Here is a 21838-nt window from a genome sequence, read left to right as displayed (position 1 = left end):
ATTCTATCAAACGGTAGCTCCTTTTTGATTGGATGACAAGAAAAAAGTGTTGGTAGAAAATCGGCTTCGATTTTCCACCAACACAAAATATTATAGAACCTATTTTTGATGCCTTAATTAATCATTAAGGGCGCACATTTCTAATAAACTCTTCTCCAGCCACTTCCGATAGTAATTCAACTGTTCAGGCGTATGGAAAAAATGCTCTCCCTCTTCAAAAATCGTCAACGAGCAGTTGGTTCCCTCAGCAAATCTTTCGATAGTCTCTCTTGAGGTCAAGTTATCTTTTCCGCCATAAAGGATACTTGTTGGGATGGTCCACTTAATCGGATGCTTCACAACATATTGATAGTAATCCCATTCCAGTGTTTTGATTGGAGTCTCGATTATTTTTTTCTGCTGTAAATCTTCCAATGTCAGCTGTGACCACAGCAGCATGTTTTCGATCAATTCTTGCATATCAACAATTGGCGATAAAAATAGACTTTGATAGATTTGTCGATTTTGACATGTCAGCATGCCAAAATAAGCACCAATGCTGCAACCAAATAATGAGATCGTTTCGGCCTGCTTTTCCACCTCAAACAAAATTTTGTTCACATCTGCTACGACATTTTGCGGGTTCAGCGCATAAGAATCACCTTTTCGCTCGCCATGTTCCGGCAAATCAAAACTCCAAACCTGATAGCTTTTATCAGTAGCAACTTCTGCTAAAAATTGAATAACGGCGTCTTCTTTATGTGATTGATCGCCATGAAAAGCCAAAATTACTTTCTTACTCGGTTCACCCCAACAAACAACAGGAATTCCTTGTATTTTCTTCTGTTTTAACTTCATTTACGCCTCCTCAATTTGTAAGCCCAGACCAGCTGCGATAATCAGTGCTTGATACGAATCGACTTTTAAACCCTTCAACTGTTCCATCGAAAAAGCAATCTTGCTGAACTGATTGGTGGTAAAATCCAACCCAGCCAGTTTTGTCCGCATCCAATTGCTGTTGTCTAGCTCATTATTAGTTAAAAATAAATGCTTCCACGTGACTTCAAAAAATTCACTATCTGTCATTTGACAGTTTTCAAAAGCAACATTTTTCAGATTTGTGGCACTAAATGAACCAAAATTGATTCTACAATCTTTAAACTGGCAATCTCGCAAGTAACTCTCCGCAAAATTACAGCCAGTGAGCTTGCAGCTTTCAAAAATGACTTGATGAAAACTGCCGCCGATCCATTCCAGATTCGAAAAATCACAATTCTTAAAAATCACATTGCCCGCTTCAAATCGAATCAACTTTGTTCGCTGCATTGTAACTTTTTCAATAATCGAACGGCGCAGGACCAAATTTTCACAGGTCAAATAACTATAATCAAACTCAATACCATGTACATCTTCAATCGTCGCTTCATCTTCCAAGTAAAAATCCTCAGAAAAGTTTTTCGGCAATATCGGTGAGGCTGGATAATTCTTTTTCATCGTTTCACTCCTTATTCTTTACATCATTTTCATGATCTAAGTTTCCCATAATCAATCAGTTTTCTCTACCCTTAAACAACTTTTTCCTCTGTTGGAAGCTAATAAGAGCTTTTTAGTTTGAAGAATGATAAAATTTAGCAATGAGGTGACCCTATGAACAATAAAATCAAAGAATGGCTTCCAGTAGTCATGATCATAGCATTGATATTTCTAGCTAGAATGTTTGTTTTTTCTCCAGTAAAAGTCGAAGGACACTCGATGGATCCGACGTTGCACGATAGTCAACGCTTGATCACATCCAAGATATCGAATCTGGACCGTCAGGACATCATTACGACAAAAGAACCAGACAATCAAAATGTTTACGTAGTGAAACGAATCATTGGATTACCAGGCGATCGAGTAGTAATGAAAAACAATGTCCTGACAATCAACGGCAAAGAATTCACTGAGCCCTATCTTGATGATTTCAAGGAGAAATTTAAAAAAGACAAGCTGTTCGAAGAATATTCCTACAATACTGCTTTCCAAGAACAAGCTACTAATGCCAAGAGCTTTACCAATGATTTTGAAGTGACAGTTCCTAAAGATCAATTCTTCGTTTTAGGCGATAACCGATTGATCTCTAAAGACAGCCGGATTTTCGGTTTTGTGGACAAATCATTGATCCAAGGAAAAGTCGTTTTCCGCTTCTGGCCTCTTGATAAAATCAACCTGTTTTAAGCATTAGCTCAAAAGCCACAACGATTCTCGTTGTGGCTTTTTTGGTGACTGTCGATAGAATTATTTAATGATTGTTTGGTCAAGAATTTTCTTTGAACCCAATATCTCGACATGATGGATCTGCTCGATCGTTAAATGCAGCATCCCTCGTTCCTCTTCATTCAAGTAGATTTGTTCTTCTTTTTGCCCGAAGATTTTACCTACCAAATCATCCAAATAGTTTCCCTCATCATTTAAGGTTTCCAACTGGATGGCGATGCGTTTGTTTTTCAGATACGCCTGTTGCAGCACTTCCCCGATTTCTTCTAAAGTCATTTGTTCTTTTTCGATATTGATATGATTTCGTTCTTTGGCCTCTTGATCCAACACAGCTGTATGATCGGATAGATAAAAACCGATCCATTTCATCATTCCTCGATCCTGATAGACCTGCTTTGCTTCCATAAAAAGTCGTTCCGCACTCTCATCATCATAAATCATTACTAATCCATCCCTTCCATTCCGCCAGCATGACCGCCAACCAAACCGGCTCGCTTTATTGCTGTCGCTCCTTCGTTTAGCGAATGTGCACGAACAATCGAACTAAATTTATAGCGACTGCGAATTTGAGCGATTACTTCATCAATTTTTTCCTCTTTGATCGATTGTTTAGGGTCTTCAAACAAATTCAGCTGCAAGCTTCCTGCTGGGCGTAAAGATGAAACTGTAATAGAAATATTTCGCACTTCGGAATTATCCCAATATTTTTCAAACAACCCAAAAGCGACCCGCGTCAATTCTCTAGCCTGATTTGTTGGTGGAATCTTTAGCTGGTGATGAAAGCCCCCGCGTTTTCCGCTACCAAAATAAGCATACGCAATTCCTAAATGCAGCGTCCCGCCCAGCACATCCTTCTTACGCAGGCGTTGAGCCACTTGTTCACATATTTCAGCGATTACGGTCAAAATATCTCCCTTATGAGCATAATTTTTCGGTAAAACTTGAGAATTCCCGATTGATTTTTCCTTAGTAGGATACAAATCCTTTTGAGAAAGAACTGAGCGATCAATTCCCCATGCATGCATATAATGCTGCATACCCATCACACCATAATGATTTTTTAAAACAAAAGGATCTGTGTGTGCCAGATCCCCCATCGTCTTGAGTCCCATCATCTGGTAACGCCGCTCCATTCGATATCCGATGCCGCAAAAATCACTTAAACGCAGCGGCCAAATTTTCTCCGGCACATCCTGATAATGCCATTGTGCAAACCGATTTTTATTTTTCTTTGCTTCATTGTCCATCGCTATTTTCGCTAATAAAGGATTATCGCCCATCCCTAATGAAGTATAAATACCAAGTTTTTCAATAATTTCATTCTGAATCTTCATTCCGACTTCAGCCGAACTTTTGCCAAACAACTTCCAACTATGGGTCAAATCACCGAATTGTTCATCAATGCTATATGTATGAATGTCCTCTTCTGCCATATATGAACGAAAAATCTCTTGGATGCGCATGTGGTATTGAATATACAGCGTCATCCGCGGCGGCACGATATGAAGCTTAGGATGATTCGGAATCTCAAACCCTCGGCTAACATTACTAATGCCTAACTCTTGTTTTGCCATCGGACTTGCTGCCAAAACTAAACCGGCATTTTCCCGATCGCCACTCATGACAACTAATAGGTCATTCAGTGGGTCCAAGCCATGCTCAATACATTCCACGCTGGCATAAAAACTTTTGGAGTCCATGCAGAAAACATCTCTGACAGGTTCCCCTTCGTAAACGTTCATCAAAACCACCTTCTAAAAAAAGCAAACGTATGTTCGTTTTTAGTTTAAAAGTATTCTGTTTTTTTGTCAATGATTTACTTATAAAGAATCCATAGCAATTTTTAATCATGCCTCCCTGCTTCTTCCCTAAATGCAGAAAAACGAGGAGGACTCAATTGAGTCCCCTCGCCTACAAAATTTCCTATTAAGATTAACGTCTACTTTACCCATTTTAAGAAAAAATAGTTCAAATCAGCTGAATCAATTTTAGGATTTTTATCAAGTCTTTTTACATATTCGGTAAAAAACTGCAACTGCTGTTCCAAAAAGATATTCAGCTGTGGAATGGCCATTTCTGTGTCTAACTCGTCCCCGCTTTTTTTCCGAGATAAAAGTTCATTGATCACTTTTAACAATTCCGGCGATAAATCTGGCAGCTCCAGCAGTTTTTCAAATTCAACAGGCGGTCTTTGATGGTATTCTTTTATCCACATGCAGGCCAATACGGGACGCAGTACGTAAAAATATTTTTTGATTCGAACGTACTCTTTTTTCAGATACTCTCGATAGTTTCCATCAGCCATGTGAAGGTAGTGATAGATTAGCCGTTGTTCATTCAAGTCTTTCTCACTCAAAGCACTCAACTCAATAATGAACTGTCCGTCCGCTTGATAAACAATTGGCGAATGCAACCATTCTAATAGCGCAGGATTACTCTTTTGCAGCAGCTTCAGTGTTTTATCTAAATCCCAACCACAAATATCTAATTGTGCATCGATCGGAAATTCTAAATGATCCGCCGTTTTCTCCAGCTTCAAGTACCAGTCTTTTTCCCGTCGATAGATAAAGCGAACATCATAGTCACTGTCTTTAGATGGAAATCCCCAAGCACGACTGCCGCTTTCGACTGCATAAAGAATTTCAATGTTTTCTCGCTTTTCGATTTCTCGTAATGCTTGTTTGATTCTTGCTTTCATTTCCATCCCTCCTTATTGATTAAAGTCGCGGATCTAATGATCCTTCCTTATCCATTTCAAACAATAAATTGGCTAACAGATTTAAATACTCATTGTTTTCCGCCGTTAACTGCGCTGCTGGAATTTTTAATAATTCCTGTGCAAGCTCATATTCCTTGATCGAAGTCCGTAATTTATGATAAACATTTTTCCCTTTGATCAGCGTTTGATATTGCTGTTTGCTGCGATAAGTGTATCCATAGATCAACGTCAGATAAGCCTCATTTCGAACCTTCAAGAAAGGCGCAGCATTGTTTTTCTGCCGCTCCGGTTTAATAACGATCCCTTCCATCTGTTGTTTCAACGTCATTTGATCAAAATACCTTTGAGCTTGCTGGAGTGGATTTTCTGCGGTTAGATCCAACAATAAAAATTCATCCTTATTTAAAAATTGGTAGATTTCAGATGTCGGCCGTTCTACAACTTCTTCCTTATTATTGTGGTAAACGATTTTCAATAAATCAAATGCCTTGAAATGCAATGGCGCGTCTTTCCCATATAATTCGATCTGTTGTTGATACAAGGTCAAGGCTTTTTCCTGTTCCGACAAGGATACTTGCTGTGGTGCAGCTTTCAGCCATTCTCTATATTGACGTGTTTGATGCTCGCCATATTTTTTCGCTAATTGTTTTTTGGATAAGTGATAGCTATTTGTTTGGAAATCCGTCGCTGCTAGTTGGTCCCCCATTTGTTCAAACAGCTTTGAAAACTGACTATTCTTCAAAAATTTTAATTCCGTTTCGATCCCTTTAGCGACTGGTAAATATTCCAATTGAATCAAATTTTCACCTAACGCCCGCCAAGGCAACAATTCTCCATCCAGCAGTAACATCCGAATTTTATTTTCTTTCATATAATCAGAAAACTGTGCCTGCAGCTCAGCAAAGACTCCCTCAATTCCCGGAACATTGATCTTGTAGCCCTTTCGAGAAATGGCATAGCAATCTTCCAGCTTATCAAACAAGTAAATGTTCGCACGAGAGCCCATATATTTTGGCTCCAATACGACCTGATCCACCTCCTGTTGACGGTAATAGTCTAGTGCTTTTGCCAAAGATTCTAAATCATTTTGCTCCTTGTCGGCCGCAGCTGGAGCCATTGTCCCAGATAAATATTGAACTTTATTTTTAGCCATATAAAATAGGCGTTTGCGTTCCTTGTCAGTTAATTTTTCCCAAGATTGCATTTTAGGACGAGGAAAAAGCGTCGGTAGCTCTTCTGTTTTTAGTTGATCGGAGGAAACCGAAATTAGCGCATTCCCTCTGCCAAAAAGTTTAATCGCGCTTAGCTTGTTTCCATAAACAGCACCTGTATCGATCCCATATTTATTTTTTATACGATAAATCCGATTAGTAGCGATATGACCAAACACGTGAACTGGTAGGTTATACATACTCTCTGCTTCTAACCACTGAAGTTGTTCTTGTACAGACCTGTCTCGGTTCAAACGAAAGTTTCGTTGATTGCGCAGTGAAACACTGTCCATTTTCCCTAGATATTGCTGATGACATGGTGCGTGTGTGACGATGAAGGATTGCTTTTCATCACCAATCCGTCGTAAAAATGGTTGGCTTTGTTCGACCAATTGATTAAATTTTTCTAGAATAATCGGTTTTTTCTTCAAATAGCTGATCGAAGTAAAATGCTGATCAATGGTTTCTTGATCGGCTCCTTTGATCTCACCTTTTAGATAGCGATAAACAAAATTTTCGTGATTTCCTAGCACGAACTGGAAATGCTGCTGATTATGATAGAGAAAATCGATAATTTCAGCCGTTTTATTTCCTTTATCGATCCAATCGCCTAACAGTATCAAAGAGAAAGGATCATCTCCAGCAACCGTCATTTCATTTTCGACTACACGATAACCTAGCTTCGATACTAATCTTTTCAAATCTGCCAACGATTCATGAACATCACCGATCACAGCATAGTCTCTTTGATTCGATAATAGAGTAGCTAGATACTCTGCCTTGCCTTCGACCTCAACACTAATTTCCTGAAAATCCTTTTGCTTGATCCGATGAGTCGCCGCATAATCCTCTTTTGCAAGCTTCGGCAATACTTCGCGCTTTAAGCGATCGACATGTTTTGTAATCAATACTTTGGAACGTTCGGATGCATAAAACTCTTCTCGAGGATAATCAAAGACGATCGCTTCAACACGATAATGATTTTTATCCGCGATCTCCTTTACTTCTTGTCGAAAGTCTTCGGCTAGACCGATGGTATCCACGATGACAAATTCCGCATTAATCGGATAGCTGGTCAAGAAATCCAGTTTGGTCTTTAAATAGGGAAATGTTACGCCCGATGCTTCCAACATGCTAGCCGCATATTTATCATAATCTCGTCCTAATAGCTCTCGCCGCATGTCGTCTGAAGACAAATGCTGGATATTGGTTTCAAAATTTTTCTGTTTATCACGAAAAGCCAACTGTGGTATCAGTATTTCATTAGCGAAAGTCGTTTTCCCTGATTCTGTCGGTCCGATCAGTAAAAAGATCGTATGGACTTTAGTCGTGATTTTCATGATACATTTTCCTTTCTCTTGATCATTGCCCCTTGAGTAGTAGCGATCCCATTGACTTGATCCCCTGTTGTAAAAAATTGGATCGAAAATTCATTGCCAACAGTCATTGTTAACCACTTCTGAAACTCGATCGCTCCCAGTTCAAATTTATGGTCTTCATGACGCATTTGATTGTCAGGTATCCCATAAAAGGCATTAAAATCCTTGTTAGGCGTGGATAAAATCAGTCGATGAAATGGTTCATTCAACAAGCGCTGCAATAAATCTACTGCTTCTTTTAATGACATATGCTCAATAACTTCCATCAAAAGAATATCCATGTCCTCTTGAAAAGTAACTTCATCTAGTGAAGAGTATAGCTGGATATTCTCCAGTCCCATTCGCTCTCCGCGATCTTTAGCATAAGCTAAAACTTCAGGGTCAATATCCACACCAATATAAGTATTGACTTTTTCAGCTAGTCTGAAATAAGCGCCTCCTCCGCAACCAACATCCAAAATATCGTGCTTCATATCTAAGAGTTCCCGCACCTTCTCGATTCGTGAATAGCCCGTACCACGATAAGAAAAAACAATTTCTTCCCGACCATGTTCTTCGATCGCTTCTTTGTATTTAAAAAAGGATTCTTTCTTATACAGGAATTTGCGAACAAACAAATTTCTCAGATAATAAGGTGCTTTGATACCTTGAAGTGCTTGAATACCACGTTCGATCAAAGAATCGCCCTCATCTAAAAACGTGCTGCTTTCCTTTGCTAAAAGCAGCAATACCAGATATGCCCCCTGCAAAAGCTGATAAAGTGAATCCGTTGTCACTTTCACTTGATAAAAACCTGCCATCAATGGTTCTTCTGTGATTTCAAATTCTGACAGTATCCGAAAGATCGACTGAAACAGCTCAACTTTTTTGATCTCCACCATCGAAATTACCAGCTGGTTATGGGATTTACCAGATTCTGCTGTTTTCATTGCTGATTTCAAAAACTCTGTCATTAAAGCTAAATAAACCTGTGGTGCTGAATATTGCTTCACATTCAAATAATGTTGCTGCTCTTCCCGCGTTGAACGAAACGAAAGATTCGTTCCATAATCTTGAAAATACATGCAGTATGTTTCCGGATTTTCATACCAACCAAAGCCCGTCCCATTACGAATCCCCCGCAGCTGCAGGCCACCTTCAGGATGTTTTTTGATTAGTTGAGTAAATTCCGGATGATCGGAAGTAAGAGTTAGAATTGCCATGATTGCTCCTCCTTGTGTTTTCTTGCTCTTATCTTAACGAACAGATAAAAATAGTTCTTTTAAAAAAGGGTGCGAACTTGATACAATGAGAAAAATAAGGAGAAAAAAATGGCCAAAAAATTTCAAGAATTGGTGAAGCAGTTCACTACGTTAAGAAGCTATACACGAGAATTTCTGATTTATGGTTTTAAAAGTCGTGAAGAGATTACGCTTTCTAGTCCGCGCACCTATGACAATGAACGGCGTCGGTTAGAAAGCTTGCTTCATGACTATATCGAATCGCAAACCATCAATAATAAAAAAATCTATCGCTTAGTCTTGCCTGCAAATCAAGCCGATAACCCGCTGCATATTTTATGGCAAACGAAATCCTTCACTCGAAATGATATTTTTCTGCACTTTGTCATTTTAGATATTTTGACTTCAAAATCAGCTTTAACCGTCAATGAAATCGTCCAAACAATCGATGACTACCTATCTCTCTTTGATGATAACTATTTGATTGATAGCTTAACGATTCGCAACAAGCTGAATGAATACACAGAAATGGCTATTTTACAGAAGGTAAAGCGAGGAAAACAGTGGCTGTATACCGTAAATAAAAAAACGGAACTTACTGCAAAGCAAATACAGGCGATTCAATTCTATAAAGAAATCGCCCCAGTCGGTGTGATTGGTGAGCTGCTGCTACAACGTTATGAAATTTCTCCGTCACCTTTTTGTTTCAAGCATAAATACGATAGTCAAACACTAGATAGTGAGATAATGTTGTTTCTTTTACAAGCTATCAAGCATAAACAACGAGTTAAGCTGATCAAGACTAACGGTGTAGAGATCAGTCTAACACCTTTAAAAATTTACTCCAGCTGCGAAAGTGGGCGTCAGTATTTAGTCGGAATACAGACAGGCAGATTGTATTCATTAAGACTAGATTATTTAGAGAGCGGTCAGCTATTGGGCACGACTGAAAACTTCTCTCAAGGACTGACTAAGTTGGCCAAAGCCAAAACAACCACTTGGAATTGTTCTTTTACCTCTCGCAAACCAGTCACTTATGAAATACTACTGCATTTACCAGAGCATTATTTATATCAACGCTTGATGCGGGAAAAACGCCAAGGAAAAGTGGAGCAGGTCGGGGATAAACTTTACAAATTTTCAATTGATCTAGTTGACCCTAAAGGAATGGAGCCTTGGCTAAGGACTTGGATAGGCCGAATCGTACAGATCAACTCAACGAATCGTACATGGGAGAATCAATTTTGGCTAGATATCGAAGCACTGAATCAGCTTTACGGACTGGAGGATTAATATGGAGCTTTTTTCAGAAATCAATAGTTTATATTACCAGCTGATGACCAAAGTTCTACAAACGGAAGATCCTGCACAACAGCAACAATTGCTAAATCAAGGTGGTTTTAAAGAAACGCCTTTTGAAATGGTTGATTATTTGAAGGATAACAAGGAAGGCTGGCATCTGCTAAAAGATCACCAATCAATTCTAAGAAATATGCCGCAACCGTTCCCGTTGACAAAATTAGAAATGGCTTGGCTGGCGGCAATCCAGCAAGACCCAAAGTTTGACTGCTTAGGAGAACCCTTTGACTTAGAAGAAACAGAACCTCTCTTTGACTGGCAGGATTATCAATACTTTGATCAGTTTGTCAGTGAAGATCATTTTGATGAGAGCTATGGAAATATCTTGCATCATTTGATAGAAAGTATTCAAAATAAACAACTGGTTTCATTAACGTATCAATCAGCCAAAAAAAGAGTTGCTACAGATCATCTTTTTCTGCCTTTGAAACTCGAGTACTCGACAAAGAACAATAAGTTTCGAGTTATAGGTAAACGCAAATCGACTTCCGGCTGGAAAAAAGTGATATTCAATTGCTCTGATATCTATCAGATCAATCAGCTGGAAGAAACCTTCCTAGACATTGAACAAATGAATCCTCAGCTCTGCTGCATTGTTTGCGAATTGAAGGATGAACGTGATGCGCTTGAACGGGCAACCTTTCACTTTTCGAATTATCGAAAAGTATTGGATCGATTAGACAGCTCGCTTTATCGAATGACCATTTTTTATGAGAAAAAAGATGAAACGGAGCTGTTGATCAATGTGCTCTCTTTTGGAGCTCGCATACGAGTAACCGAACCTAACGACTTCGTAGAAATGATCAAACATCGGCTGGTTTTACAACAGCAGCTCACTAAAAAGAAAACATCGACAAACTAAAAAATACGTTTCTAGCATTCAATCATGCTAGAAACGTATTTTTACGTATAAAACCTATGCTACTTTTTTACAAAAATTGCCTCCACAACACTGTAGAAAATCCCAGCCATCACGAAGAGCATCCAACTCATTCCCCAAGATCCCGTCGTAAAGGACCAGACTAAGTAAATCATGACAACAATCGGCCAGTAGACTCTTTCAAGTAAATACTTGGTACGTGCTGCATCACCATATTTCGCTTGCATCGCATTTGGCCCTAACTCATCCTCGTCGGCGATAAAATATTTTTCTTTAATAAATTTATCAAAGCTGCTGTAATTGATGCTGCCGTAAATGATCAAAAATACCCCGATGGCTAAGAAGGAGAACATGACTGGAATACCATTTTCTGCATAAGTGAACATTTGGAAAAAGAAAATAGGTGCGACACTCAGCACACATAGACAAATTCCAAATACGAGACTAACCTGGAAACTCTTTTGATAGCCCTGCTTCAACCTTTGTGCTTCCTTGTTAACATCCACTGGAATATAACGATCGTTCATCACGGCATTGTTTTTAGAAAACTGCATCCCATTATAGATAATGGTTCCAACACTGACTGCCACAATTATGAAGAATAGCAAGAATCCCATCATTTCTGCACCGCTGATGCTCAATCCAATCAATGACCCCACCGCCAGCAAACAGCCGCTGATGCCTAAGCTTAGTCCCCTAGCATCTTTCTTTCGATTTGCGAGATAATGATACATCTCATCTTCATTAATCTTGTTTTCTGGCTCTTTTTCCCGAGTTGCGAACTCTAATTCTTCTCGTAGCTCATCGACAGAGCCGAATTCACTGATGACTTGCCCGATCGCTTCATGCTCGCTCTTACCTTCATCAAGTAAAGCCAGATAATGGTCTTCCATTATCGTCAAAATCTCTTGCTTTGCTCGTTGAACTTCTTTCGTATTAGGAAATTCGAGAAACAATGTCTCTACATAATTTTTGATTGTATCCATTTTTTACCCTTCTTTCATAAATCGGTTCACAACTTTTTTAGTCTGCTTCCATTCATCCCGCTTCTCTTCTAAAAAAGTCAGGCCTTTATCCGTAATCTGATAATACGTTCGCTTTTTTCCATGGGTAATTTCTCCTGGATAAGAATGGATATAACCATTTTTCTCCAAACGGTTGAAGGCTGAGTAAAGCGTTGTTTCCTTAATGACATAAATTTCTCCACTCACATCCCGAATTTTTTGGGAAACCGCATAGCCATAGGAGTCGCCATCCTTCAGTACGGACAAAATGATGACATCATTGTACCCGCGAATTCCATCGCTCGAAATCATCTTGCCACCTCCTGAAATTACTTCATCTGTCGTTGTAATCATTGTACGACAATTACTACGACAGGTAAAGTAAAATATGTTAAGTTTAGTGATAAACTTTTTCTGTAATCGCTAGATCAAATGTGAAAAAGCATGTACTGACGCTCTTCTTATCCATTGAAGTCCATGCAAGTATTTTTTTTCAGACTATTGTATACTCTTAATGTTGAACAAATCTTAAATAAAAAAGGAAATGTAATCTATGCAAAAAATCGCAATTATTGGCGGCGGTATCATCGGAATGACGCTGGCAAATTATTTAGATCAAAAAAAATATCACGTAACCCTCTTTGACGAACCAACTGGACAAGCAACAAGCGCCAGTGCTGGGATAATTTCCCCGTGGCTCTCCAAACGACGCAACAAACAATGGTATCAGCTAGCAAAAGATGGCGCTGCCTTTTTCCCAAAACTGCTTCAGGATTTCCAGCTGGACCATACGATCTATCAGCAGTCTGGTACACTTCTGCTGCGACCTGAAAAACAACTAGAGGAGCTGTTGGCTCTAGCTGAAGAACGTAAAAAAAGCGCGCCGGAAATTGGCACGATTGAACTACTTTCTGGTGAACAGACACAACAAGAGCTACCTTTATTAAAAGCTTTACCAGCGCTTAGGATCAGCGGCGGCGGTCGTTTGGACGGAAAAGCTTATTTGAACCGAATGCGGGAATTAGCGATAGAAAAAGGGATAACATTCATACCCCGACGTGTTGGATTAGTCAACGCCAGTACGATCAGCTATGATGAAAATGAATCAGTCTTCGATCAAATCATTTTAACTATCGGTCCTCACCTAAAGGATTTACTAGCACCGTTGGACTATCAAGTTGATCTACGTCCGCAAAAGGGACAGCTATTAGTTTTTCAAACAGCGTTCAAAAGCAGCGGAGATTTTCCGGTTGCTATGTTGGATGGCGAAGCAGATCTTATTCCCTTCTTAGATGGAAAAATTCTACTGGGAGCAACTCATGAAAATGAAGCCGGATGGGATCTGACAGAAACTTCAGCGGCATTTGAGCAGCTTGCGAATGGTGCCAAAAATTTTCTAGTTAAGCCAGATAAACTGCTGACCGCCCCCTTCCACTATCGTGTCGGGACTCGCGCCTATACTTCTGACTTTGCGCCCTTCTTTGGCCAGTTAAATGATCATCTGCTGGTTGCTAGTGGATTGGGATCTTCCGGTTTGACGACTGGACCGTATATTGGCTATTTAATGGCCCAGTACTTGAATACTGGGAAAGTTGACTGGCAAGATTATCAAAAAGAATTGTCAAACTATATTCATTAAGGTAAAAAAAGCTGGAATCAGATGAGGATTCCAGCTTTTCTCTACATTGGTTTTAAATTCTTTTCTAAACGTTCAGTCATCCAAGCGACTCGCTTTGCTCTTCCAGCATCAGTCTTGGCATCAAAATAAGCTCGCGTATACGTTTTCTTGACAGATGGCGACATATTTCCAAAATTCTTGGAGGCTTCCGTATTACCTTTTAATAATGCCGCTACTTCTGCGATTTGTTCATCTGTTACCGCCGACGGTTTCGTGGCTGCCTCCCACTGGCCATTTTGTTTTGCTTCAGCGATTTTCTCGCGGCCAAAATCCGTCATCAGACCAGCCTGCTCAAGCTTTTCCACAATTTTTTTATTTTTCTCAGACCATTTACTGTTCTTGCGTCGTGCAGCGAAATACTTGATGTAAGAATGTTCATCGAGCTTCTTCATTACTCCGTCAATCCAGCCATAGCACAAAGCCTCCTCTAAGGCTTCTCCAGCTTTTAACGTTTTGACCTGTTTCGTTTTTCCAAAGACTAACCACACACCCTCACTAGTTGTTCCATTTTCCGCCAACCATTTGCGGAAATCCTCACGTTTTTCAAAAAGTAAGTTATCAGCCATATTATTTATCCAATCCTAAAACGACTGGTGTTGATTTAAACCCGATACCCATGCGATCAATCCCCATATCAATCAATTCTAAAAAATGTTCCCGCGTACGAATCCCGCCGCTGCCTTTAATTTTGATTCGGCCTTTGCATTGATCCATCATGATCTGGATCACTTCGTTCGTTGCTCCTTTACTATCATACCCTGTAAGAAATCCGGTACTTGTCTTAACGAAATCTGCGTTTGCAGCGATTGCACATTCACAGGTTTGGCGGATTTGTTCTTCATTTAATGTATCCGTCTCAAATATCACTTTTACTGCGACGCCATGAGCATGACAGGCTTCTACGATGATTTGCAGTTCTTTCGTTACTTCATCGTACTTACCACTACGAATCCAGCCAAAATTAGCGACAATATCTAATTCATAAATATCTTCTCGCTGGCAATACGTCTCTGCCTGCAACACTTTAGATGGAGTCGTACTTGTCCCAAATGGAAAGTCGCAAACGACACAGATCTTCGTATCCGTTCCCTTCGTCATTTCTGCGGCAATATCCAGTGAAGATGGATTAACACAGACCGTTGCGCAATGGTAATCAATCCCTTCTTGAATATACTGACGAATCTCTGCTTCTGTAAAATCTGGTTTTAATACCGATTGATCAATATAGGCACCTAATTCTTTGACGGTCATTTCACTAGCCTTTTTCATAAACAAATCCTCCAATTTTTACCATATATACCATTTTGATTATTTTAAGTGATGATATTCACAAAAATGATTTGGTATATAAGGTATTTATGTAAAAATCCTACACTTATTGATTTAAGTATAGGATATCCCTTACTATTTGTAAACGTTCACTCGGCTAGGTAGCACGGTTAACAACCGCTTGTTTTTCCAGCTGTACCTTTAGTTCATTTAAAGAGACATTTTTAAAGTCTTCATTTTTCATGCGTTTACGATAAGCCGTTGCCGTTTCCTTCGTCAGTTTTTTAAACATGCGACTAAAAACGACCAAACTATTAAAACCTACTTGCTCCGCAATGCTCTCCACAGACTCATCCGTCATAGAAAGAAGAAATGCAGCCCGATTGATTCGCACACCTAAAATGTAATCTCTGATACTGATGTCCATATGATTGCGAAATACCCGCGACAGATGACTGCGATTGACAGCTAGATGCTGTGCGATACCTTCTACAGTCAGTTGTTCGGCGTAATGGGCTTCGATAAATTCTACTGTAGCTACAGCTAGTGGTGAATAAATCTTCTGTTCTCCCAAGTGGAGCTTTCCGCCATCTTCTAAAAGCGCGGCTAAAAAACGATAGGCCAATTCATTCAGGTGCAGTTCATTCACCAGCGTTTCTTCAACAAAGAGCAGACACGCCACGATCACATCGATATACTTTTGAATATCTGAGGAAACCATCGTATACTGGTCCTCCCTAAAATGAGAATGACGAATAATCTCATCCGCTGCCGATCCACCAAAGGAAAGCCAGCAATACATCCATGGATCTTCTCCATCAGCTAAATAGAAGGTCGAATCCCCTGGTCGAATCAAAAACAGATCCCCTTTTTTTAAATGATACTGCTGATTTTTAACCTGATACGTTCCTTTGCCCTCCATCACGATATGTAAAATATAATTTTGCCGAATCGCTGGACCGAAGGCATGGAACGGCAGTGTTTTTGAAATGCCGCAAAAATCAAAATGAAGATCGGTCTCCAGATGATGTCGTTCCTTTTTTAAAAAAATTGTCTGTTCCATTATGTGATTCCTCCAGCCTCTTTTCCCCTTTAAATTATACATGAAAAATGGCCCATAAATTTTCTAAATCATTAAGTATCCCTTTTTTTAGGACAAATCAAAGCTATTGAGAAATTGCCCATTCCGAATTTCATTAGTGCTATTCTAAAAACAAAAGAGCTTTCTAGTTAGTAGGGAAAGGAATGATCTTTTGAAAAAGAGACTGAAACAACTCATCCACGCGCTGCTGATTTGTCTAATTGTCCCTAGCACGCTGCTCCTTCAAAAAAACAACCCTTATATCGACTACGAACTCTCTTATCAGCATATTTTCCAAGTAATTCTCTGTGTAATCGTACCGATTATCATCTTATGGTCCGTGAAAGAAGTGTGGCGAATTATTCGAAAAAAGTGAGAAAAAACTCTCAGTTAAGCAAGAAATCGCTCTCTCTGTTCATGTTTCTTAAAAGCGTTAAATAAACTTGTTTATTTAATAAAAAAGCGTATAGTTCACGCTAGCTAAAAGAGCAAATGTGAGGAGCAGCATTATGGATAAAATACTAAACAAACCTATTTCATTCAAAAAGACAATCATTGGCACAGTCATTCTACTAATTGGTTTATTTCTTTTACTTTCAGGAACAGCTTACCTGGGATTTTTTTCGTTAGCTGTCACTGGCTTGATTGCATTAACGATCGTTTACAAAAAGGCATCTGTTCGTGCTATTTTCGGCAAACCGATCCGTCCACTTAAGACAATTATTGGTTACTTTCTGCTGAATTGGTTCGTAAGCTTAACTGTTTCACTGTTATTAACTTACGGCTTGAAATGGCATCTGCAAAGCAATCCAGTAAACGACCAGCCGAGCTGGCTGCTACTATTGATTCTTCCCGTCATGCTTTTAGGAGAAGAATTGTTTTCGATATATTTCTTGAGTATTTTCTCTAGTAAATTTTCATTACCGATCGCCAGTCTTTTTTCCGCGATTATTTTCGGTTTGATTCATTACTCAACTTATAATGATGGAAACGTTCTGCATACCTTGCTTCATATTCTCTTAATTCAAGGTGTCGCACGGCTAATTTTTAACCACGCAGCGATCAAAAGCAATTCAATCTGGACCAGTTGGATCATCCATGTATTATTTGATTTTAGTTCGATCCTTTTGGTGTTGTTGCAGCATTAGAAACTATTGCTAAGTCACGAGACCTCCGCGCTAACCGATCTTTTTTTCTCTAACTTTCCTTTTCTTACTGTTATACTAAAAAGAAAAGGAGCAAAATGATGGACACTTTTGAAGATTATTTCAAGAAAATTGAAAATGAAGAGCGAAGAAATAAATTACGGGATCTATTCCAATGGATTTTAACAGAATTCCCTGATTTAGATACCCGAATCGCTTGGAATGAACCGATGTTTACTCATCACGGGACGTTTATCATTGGTTTCAGTTCGGCTCAAAAACACCTTTCAGTTTCACCTGAAGTCGCTTGTCTTAATAAGTTTTTGCCTACCATTGAAGAGATTGGTTATAGTCATACCAACAATATCTTTCGCATTAAATGGACAGAAGAAATCAATTATATACTCATAAAAGACATGATCGCATTTAACTTAGAGGACAAAGCAGACTACACAAAATTTTGGCGTTGATTTTTGCCAATTTCTATAAGTATTACTCTTTTCTCAGCTTTTCGATTAAACTACTCTTACTTCATATAGAAAAGAGTGTCTCTTTGTAAAGATCAACTGATTAGTTGATCTTTTTTGTATATTTTTAGATCAAGATGCAACAAAAAGTTAAATAGTCCTCACAAAAACATGTTTAAAAGTAAGCGATTTCTTGTTAAATTTGACTCAGGCCATGGGAAAAGCTTCAAGTCCTTGTCACCTCATCAATTAATCGCTAAACTTATTAGGAAAAGAAAAATATCCCATTACAAAAAAGCGAGGTTTTTATATGCAAATTACAGAAAACGATTTTGGCACAGACTACAAAGTGATTACAATCAAAAATGAATCCGGTTTCCATTTATCTGTTACGGACTTAGGTGCGCGTATCGTCAGCCTAGGTCGTGACAAAGAATTGGTCCTAGGGTTCGATTCTGCCGAGGAATACTTGGAAAAAGATGCCTTCATCGGGGCTTCGATCGGTCGAACTGCTGGTCGAATTGAAAATGGTCGTTTCACACTTGATGGTCAAGAGTACCAAGTGGCTATTGACCCTGAAACGGGTCACTCTCTGCACGGCGGAAAGCCTGGTTTTGAAACGAAGAAATGGGACTACACGATTGAAAATGGCGATGAAGAAGCGTCGGTCGTTTTTACATTGACCAGCCCAGATGGTGAGCACGGTTTCCCAGGAGAGCTGAAGATTGAAGTCCGTCATACCTTAACGCAGGACAATACTTGGCGTGTCACTACCAAAGGAATCAGCGACCAAACAACCTTGTTTAATCCAACCAATCATGTCTATTTCAATTTGAGTGGGGACGTGACTGAAGCAATTGATGAACACAAACTGTGGCTGAACAGTGATGCTTTTGCTGCCCTTAAACCAGACACGATTCCTACTGGTGAAATCGTGAATAGCGCTGGAACACCTTTTGATTTTCAAACTGAAAAAACTTTAGCCGAAGTATTTAACGCCGACTTTGAACAAAAGAATCAATGTAACGGACTTGATCATCCATTCTTTTTAAAGGAAAAAGATTTAAATGCTCCAGCAGCAAGACTAACTAGTCCGGATGGAAATATCGAACTGACAGTCTTAACAGATTCATCCAGTGTCGTGATCTTTACCGCGAATTTTGGCGAAGATGGTCCCGTGATGCACGGTGACAAATTAGCCCATCATGGTGGGATTACCTTTGAAACACAAATCGCCCCCGGCGCGGAGCAATTTCCAGCGTTTGGCTCGATCAAACTGCCTGCAAATGAAACTTTCGAGACAACGACGGAATATAAAATAAATTTGAAAGAAGCGAACTAAATGGAAATCAAACGTGAACTAAACACAAAATTTGCTGAAATTTTTGGACCAAAGGAAACGACGCAGTATTTCTCACCAGGTCGAATCAACTTAATCGGTGAGCATACCGACTACAACGGTGGACATGTCTTTCCTGCTTCTATCACTTATGGAACAAACGGGGTCGCTGCCCCTCGCGAAGACAGCAAAGTGCTGGTTTACTCTACAAACTTTGAAGATATTGGTGTAATAACCTTTGATATCAATGAATTAGCATACGATAAAAATGATAACTGGGCTAACTATGCAAAAGGCATGGTCTTAAAATTGAAGGAAGCTGGCCATAACATTGATCACGGTTTCGAACTACTAGTTGAAGGCACGATTCCAAATGGCGCGGGACTTTCCAGCAGTGCTTCGTTGGAATTGTTAGTCGGCGTGGTTTTAGAAGATTTATTTGACCTAAACACGACGCGTTTGGAGCTTGTTCAAACCGGACAAAAGGTCGAAAATGAATTTATCGGGGTAAACTCCGGTATCATGGATCAATTCGCGATTGGTTTTGGCGATGTCGATCAAGCGATCCTGTTAAATACCAATACCTTGAAATACGAAATGGTGCCTGTGAAGCTTGATGGCTATGCAGTGGTCATCATGAATACCAACAAACGCCGTGAATTAGCAGATTCCAAATACAACGAACGCCGCAGCGAATGCGAAGAAGCTCTTGCCCGCCTGCAAAAGAAATTAGATATTAACACATTGGGTGACCTGGATGAAGCGACCTTTGAAGCAAACATCGATCTGATCGGTGACGATACGTTGATTCGTCGCGCTCGTCATGCCGTGACCGAAAATCAACGGACATTAGAAGCCAAAGCAGAGTTGGAAAAAGGCAACTTGGAAGCCTTCGGAAAACTTCTGAACGCCTCTCACTATTCTCTTCGTCATGATTACGAAGTAACCGGGATCGAACTGGATACCTTAGTTGATGCTGCGCAAGCACAGGACGGTGTACTTGGCGCTCGCATGACTGGTGCCGGCTTCGGGGGCTGTGCTATCGCTGTAGTGAAGGAAGAAAATATTCCAACCTTCAAAAACAATGTTTATGACAAATACATGAAAGTCGTAGGCTATGCCCCAGACTTTTACGTTGCTCATATCGGCAGCGGAACTACTAAGATCGGTTAATTCTTAAAATCAACGAATGTCTCTATCCATTTGGGTAGAGGCATTTTTTGTTTCAATTTTGCAAAAAACTTTGCCTTCGAAATACCTCTAGTCTACAATTGAGATAAAGGAGTGATCTCATGTCTAACAAACAATCACCTCTCACAAAAAAACGCCTATACATCCCACTAGCAATTTTGCTCGGTCTTCTAGGATTCAGTCCCATGTTGGTTTCCTTATTCGGTGTGAAATCCGATGAAAAGTTAAATGAAGACTATTATTCAAACACCGATGAACCGCTCTTCAAATCAGACACTAAAAATTAACCTGACAATAGCTATACACAAAACCAAAAATGGAGTTTTAAAATGATTCAATTGATTGAAACAATGACAGATAAGGACTTAGATTCCATCGCTGCTATCTGGTTAGAGAGTAACTTGGAGACGCACGATTTTATTGACAAAAACTATTGGCTGATGAACTACCAAAACGTTAAAAAAATGCTTCCAGCTGCCAAGATTTATGCCTATTTCCGCAATGGTAAAATCGTCGGCTTTCTTGGTTTGATTAACGAGTATATTGCTGGAATCTTTATTTTGAAGAACTATCGATCACTGGGGATCGGCACTCAGCTACTAGATTTTGTAAAAACGGAAAATTTCACGCTGACACTAAATGTGTACCAAAAAAATCAGCGTGCCGTTCAGTTCTATTTAAGACAAGGCTTTGCGATTCTGAAAAAAGAAAATAACATAGAAACAAATGAAATTGAATTACTTATGAAATGGACTGCCTAAGAGACGAAACTTTCAAACTGATTATCCTGTTATCCATATTGGTGGTATTAATTGGCAACACCTCAAAATATTTTAAACGTGACTTCAATTAAACAGATCGGAGAGAAAAATGATTAAAGCATACTATCTCATCCAAAACTCTAGCAAGAATCTGATTCGAACTTCCGGGATCGGGTTGTCATGTGTCCTTATTTTGATTCTTTCATTTCTATCATTCTTCTTTTTGAATCTCAGCAGTTTTTTGTCTCATTGTCATTCCTATACAATCAATGAGGCAATGCAGATGGGCACTATCGGGTTAACGGAGATCATCTCACCTGCTGGGATGTTGCTGACGGTACTTAAGTTTATTTCCTTAGTTATTGCTTGTCTTTTTATTATCAATACGATTAACACAATTCGTCGACTGTTTTTTCAGTTGGCTAATGATCAACGTTCCACTTTTCAAATCATGAGTTTTATCGGTGAAACAACTGAATGGATCAGCCTAGAGTTTGCCCTCCAAGCTGTTTATGTCTCTTTCACTTTACTTTTGTTTGGTTTTTTCTCAGCTAACCTTACATTTGGAAAGTTTTTATCAGATTCACTTGCCTTTGGGTCTTTTGAAGGAATCGTGGATTCATTTACGATGGATCAGAGAATCCCTCTGCTAGTCATTATTCTGAGTAGTTCATATATTGGAATCAGAGTATTTTTCTTTGTCAGAAAACACTTGTTTTCGTTTTTCGATAACTTACTTGCAGAAATATCCTTTAGTTGAACGTATTTGAAAAACGCTAATTTTCTTATTCTCTTAAAAATGCTCTTTATTTAAGCCGTATTCTTTTCTAGACAATTCTCTATTTTTCAAAAATTCTCCTAATTGTTTGTGTTAAAATGATAAAACACAATTTATTTAAG

23 protein-coding genes are annotated in these 21838 nt (G+C 39.3%); 11 read left to right on the top strand and 12 right to left on the bottom strand.

Annotated features, from left to right (window positions below):
• Positions 1 to 117 precede the first annotated feature (117 nt).
• Together AC4J95_RS07525 and AC4J95_RS07520 are read right to left on the bottom strand one after the other, a co-directional pair.
• The gene (locus AC4J95_RS07525) at positions 118 to 837 is read right to left on the bottom strand and encodes an alpha/beta hydrolase (RefSeq protein WP_494549324.1); all 720 of its coding nucleotides are present in this window, start codon (positions 835 to 837) and stop codon (positions 118 to 120) included.
• Entirely contained in the window at positions 838 to 1473 is a 636-nt protein-coding gene (locus AC4J95_RS07520) for a pentapeptide repeat-containing protein (RefSeq protein ID WP_494549323.1), read from the bottom strand.
• A gap of 153 nt (positions 1474 to 1626) precedes the next feature.
• Here AC4J95_RS07520 and lepB point away from each other — a divergent pair, with 153 nt between their 5' ends.
• Positions 1627 to 2196 (top strand): signal peptidase I, encoded by a 570-nt coding sequence (gene lepB / locus AC4J95_RS07515; protein ID WP_494549322.1) that lies wholly within the window; start codon positions 1627 to 1629, stop codon positions 2194 to 2196.
• Positions 2197 to 2256: 60 nt separating this feature from the next.
• Here the strand turns inward: lepB and AC4J95_RS07510 are convergent, their stop codons facing one another.
• The 5 genes from AC4J95_RS07510 to AC4J95_RS07490 all read right to left on the bottom strand — a co-directional run bounded on the left by AC4J95_RS07510 (position 2257) and on the right by AC4J95_RS07490 (position 8746).
• Entirely contained in the window at positions 2257 to 2676 is a 420-nt protein-coding gene (locus AC4J95_RS07510; protein WP_494549321.1) for a hypothetical protein, read from the bottom strand.
• 2 nt (positions 2677 to 2678) lie between these two features.
• The gene (locus AC4J95_RS07505; RefSeq protein WP_494549320.1) at positions 2679 to 3977 is read right to left on the bottom strand and encodes a Y-family DNA polymerase; all 1299 of its coding nucleotides are present in this window, start codon (positions 3975 to 3977) and stop codon (positions 2679 to 2681) included.
• A gap of 197 nt (positions 3978 to 4174) precedes the next feature.
• A complete protein-coding gene (locus AC4J95_RS07500) occupies positions 4175 to 4933 on the bottom strand; it encodes a nucleotidyltransferase domain-containing protein (protein ID WP_494549319.1) in 759 nt (252 codons plus the stop codon).
• A gap of 19 nt (positions 4934 to 4952) precedes the next feature.
• A complete protein-coding gene (locus AC4J95_RS07495; RefSeq protein ID WP_494549318.1) occupies positions 4953 to 7505 on the bottom strand; it encodes a metallophosphoesterase in 2553 nt (850 codons plus the stop codon).
• Complete coding sequence (locus AC4J95_RS07490; RefSeq protein ID WP_494549317.1) at positions 7502 to 8746, bottom strand: class I SAM-dependent methyltransferase; 1245 nt, start codon at positions 8744 to 8746, stop codon at positions 7502 to 7504. Before AC4J95_RS07490 ends, AC4J95_RS07495 begins: the two co-directional genes overlap by 4 nt.
• Positions 8747 to 8854: 108 nt before the next feature.
• Between AC4J95_RS07490 and AC4J95_RS07485 the strand changes: the two genes are divergently transcribed.
• Positions 8855 to 10057 (top strand): WYL domain-containing protein, encoded by a 1203-nt coding sequence (locus tag AC4J95_RS07485; protein WP_494549316.1) that lies wholly within the window; start codon positions 8855 to 8857, stop codon positions 10055 to 10057.
• A 1-nt stretch (position 10058) separates the two neighbouring features.
• Complete coding sequence (locus AC4J95_RS07480; RefSeq protein ID WP_494549315.1) at positions 10059 to 10985, top strand: WYL domain-containing protein; 927 nt, start codon at positions 10059 to 10061, stop codon at positions 10983 to 10985.
• A 59-nt stretch (positions 10986 to 11044) separates the two neighbouring features.
• Here the strand turns inward: AC4J95_RS07480 and AC4J95_RS07475 are convergent, their stop codons facing one another.
• Both AC4J95_RS07475 and AC4J95_RS07470 read right to left on the bottom strand, forming a co-directional pair.
• Positions 11045 to 11989, bottom strand: a complete 945-nt coding sequence (locus AC4J95_RS07475) for a permease prefix domain 1-containing protein (RefSeq protein ID WP_494549314.1) — start codon at positions 11987 to 11989, stop codon at positions 11045 to 11047.
• Between the two features lie 3 nt (positions 11990 to 11992).
• Positions 11993 to 12319 carry a PadR family transcriptional regulator gene (locus tag AC4J95_RS07470; RefSeq protein WP_494549313.1) on the bottom strand — a complete coding sequence of 109 codons (327 nt, stop codon included), beginning with the start codon at positions 12317 to 12319 and terminating at the stop codon, positions 11993 to 11995.
• 241 nt (positions 12320 to 12560) lie between these two features.
• Between AC4J95_RS07470 and AC4J95_RS07465 the strand changes: the two genes are divergently transcribed.
• On the top strand, positions 12561 to 13646 hold the full coding sequence (locus AC4J95_RS07465; RefSeq protein WP_494549312.1) for an NAD(P)/FAD-dependent oxidoreductase: 1086 nt from the start codon (positions 12561 to 12563) through the stop codon (positions 13644 to 13646).
• A 41-nt stretch (positions 13647 to 13687) separates the two neighbouring features.
• Here the strand turns inward: AC4J95_RS07465 and AC4J95_RS07460 are convergent, their stop codons facing one another.
• The 3 genes from AC4J95_RS07460 to AC4J95_RS07450 form a co-directional block, all read right to left on the bottom strand.
• Entirely contained in the window at positions 13688 to 14251 is a 564-nt protein-coding gene (locus AC4J95_RS07460; RefSeq protein ID WP_494549311.1) for a YdeI/OmpD-associated family protein, read from the bottom strand.
• A gap of 1 nt (position 14252) precedes the next feature.
• A complete protein-coding gene (gene deoC / locus AC4J95_RS07455) occupies positions 14253 to 14954 on the bottom strand; it encodes a deoxyribose-phosphate aldolase (RefSeq protein ID WP_494549310.1) in 702 nt (233 codons plus the stop codon).
• 157 nt (positions 14955 to 15111) lie between these two features.
• On the bottom strand, positions 15112 to 16017 hold the full coding sequence (locus AC4J95_RS07450; RefSeq protein WP_494549309.1) for an AraC family transcriptional regulator: 906 nt from the start codon (positions 16015 to 16017) through the stop codon (positions 15112 to 15114).
• 527 nt (positions 16018 to 16544) lie between these two features.
• On the opposite strand from AC4J95_RS07450, the gene AC4J95_RS07445 reads away from it, so the two are divergent.
• The 7 genes from AC4J95_RS07445 (at position 16545) to AC4J95_RS07415 (ending at position 21698) form a co-directional block, all read left to right on the top strand.
• Positions 16545 to 17183 carry a CPBP family intramembrane glutamic endopeptidase gene (locus AC4J95_RS07445; protein ID WP_494549308.1) on the top strand — a complete coding sequence of 213 codons (639 nt, stop codon included), beginning with the start codon at positions 16545 to 16547 and terminating at the stop codon, positions 17181 to 17183.
• 98 nt (positions 17184 to 17281) lie between these two features.
• Entirely contained in the window at positions 17282 to 17650 is a 369-nt protein-coding gene (locus AC4J95_RS07440; protein ID WP_316403250.1) for an iron chaperone, read from the top strand.
• A gap of 307 nt (positions 17651 to 17957) precedes the next feature.
• Positions 17958 to 18989 carry an aldose epimerase family protein gene (locus AC4J95_RS07435; protein ID WP_494549307.1) on the top strand — a complete coding sequence of 344 codons (1032 nt, stop codon included), beginning with the start codon at positions 17958 to 17960 and terminating at the stop codon, positions 18987 to 18989.
• Positions 18990 to 20159, top strand: a complete 1170-nt coding sequence (locus AC4J95_RS07430) for a galactokinase (protein ID WP_494549306.1) — start codon at positions 18990 to 18992, stop codon at positions 20157 to 20159. It abuts the gene before it with no gap.
• Positions 20160 to 20278: 119 nt separating this feature from the next.
• Positions 20279 to 20464, top strand: a complete 186-nt coding sequence (locus AC4J95_RS07425) for a hypothetical protein (RefSeq protein WP_494549305.1) — start codon at positions 20279 to 20281, stop codon at positions 20462 to 20464.
• Between the two features lie 42 nt (positions 20465 to 20506).
• The gene (locus AC4J95_RS07420) at positions 20507 to 20938 is read left to right on the top strand and encodes a GNAT family N-acetyltransferase (protein WP_494549304.1); all 432 of its coding nucleotides are present in this window, start codon (positions 20507 to 20509) and stop codon (positions 20936 to 20938) included.
• Positions 20939 to 21221: 283 nt separating this feature from the next.
• A complete protein-coding gene (locus AC4J95_RS07415) occupies positions 21222 to 21698 on the top strand; it encodes a hypothetical protein (RefSeq protein WP_494549303.1) in 477 nt (158 codons plus the stop codon).
• The last annotated feature ends 140 nt before the right edge of the window (positions 21699 to 21838 follow it).

This window comes from Enterococcus sp. GPZ-007, assembly GCF_059374735.1.
This window is presented reverse-complemented; position numbering and strand designations above follow the sequence as displayed.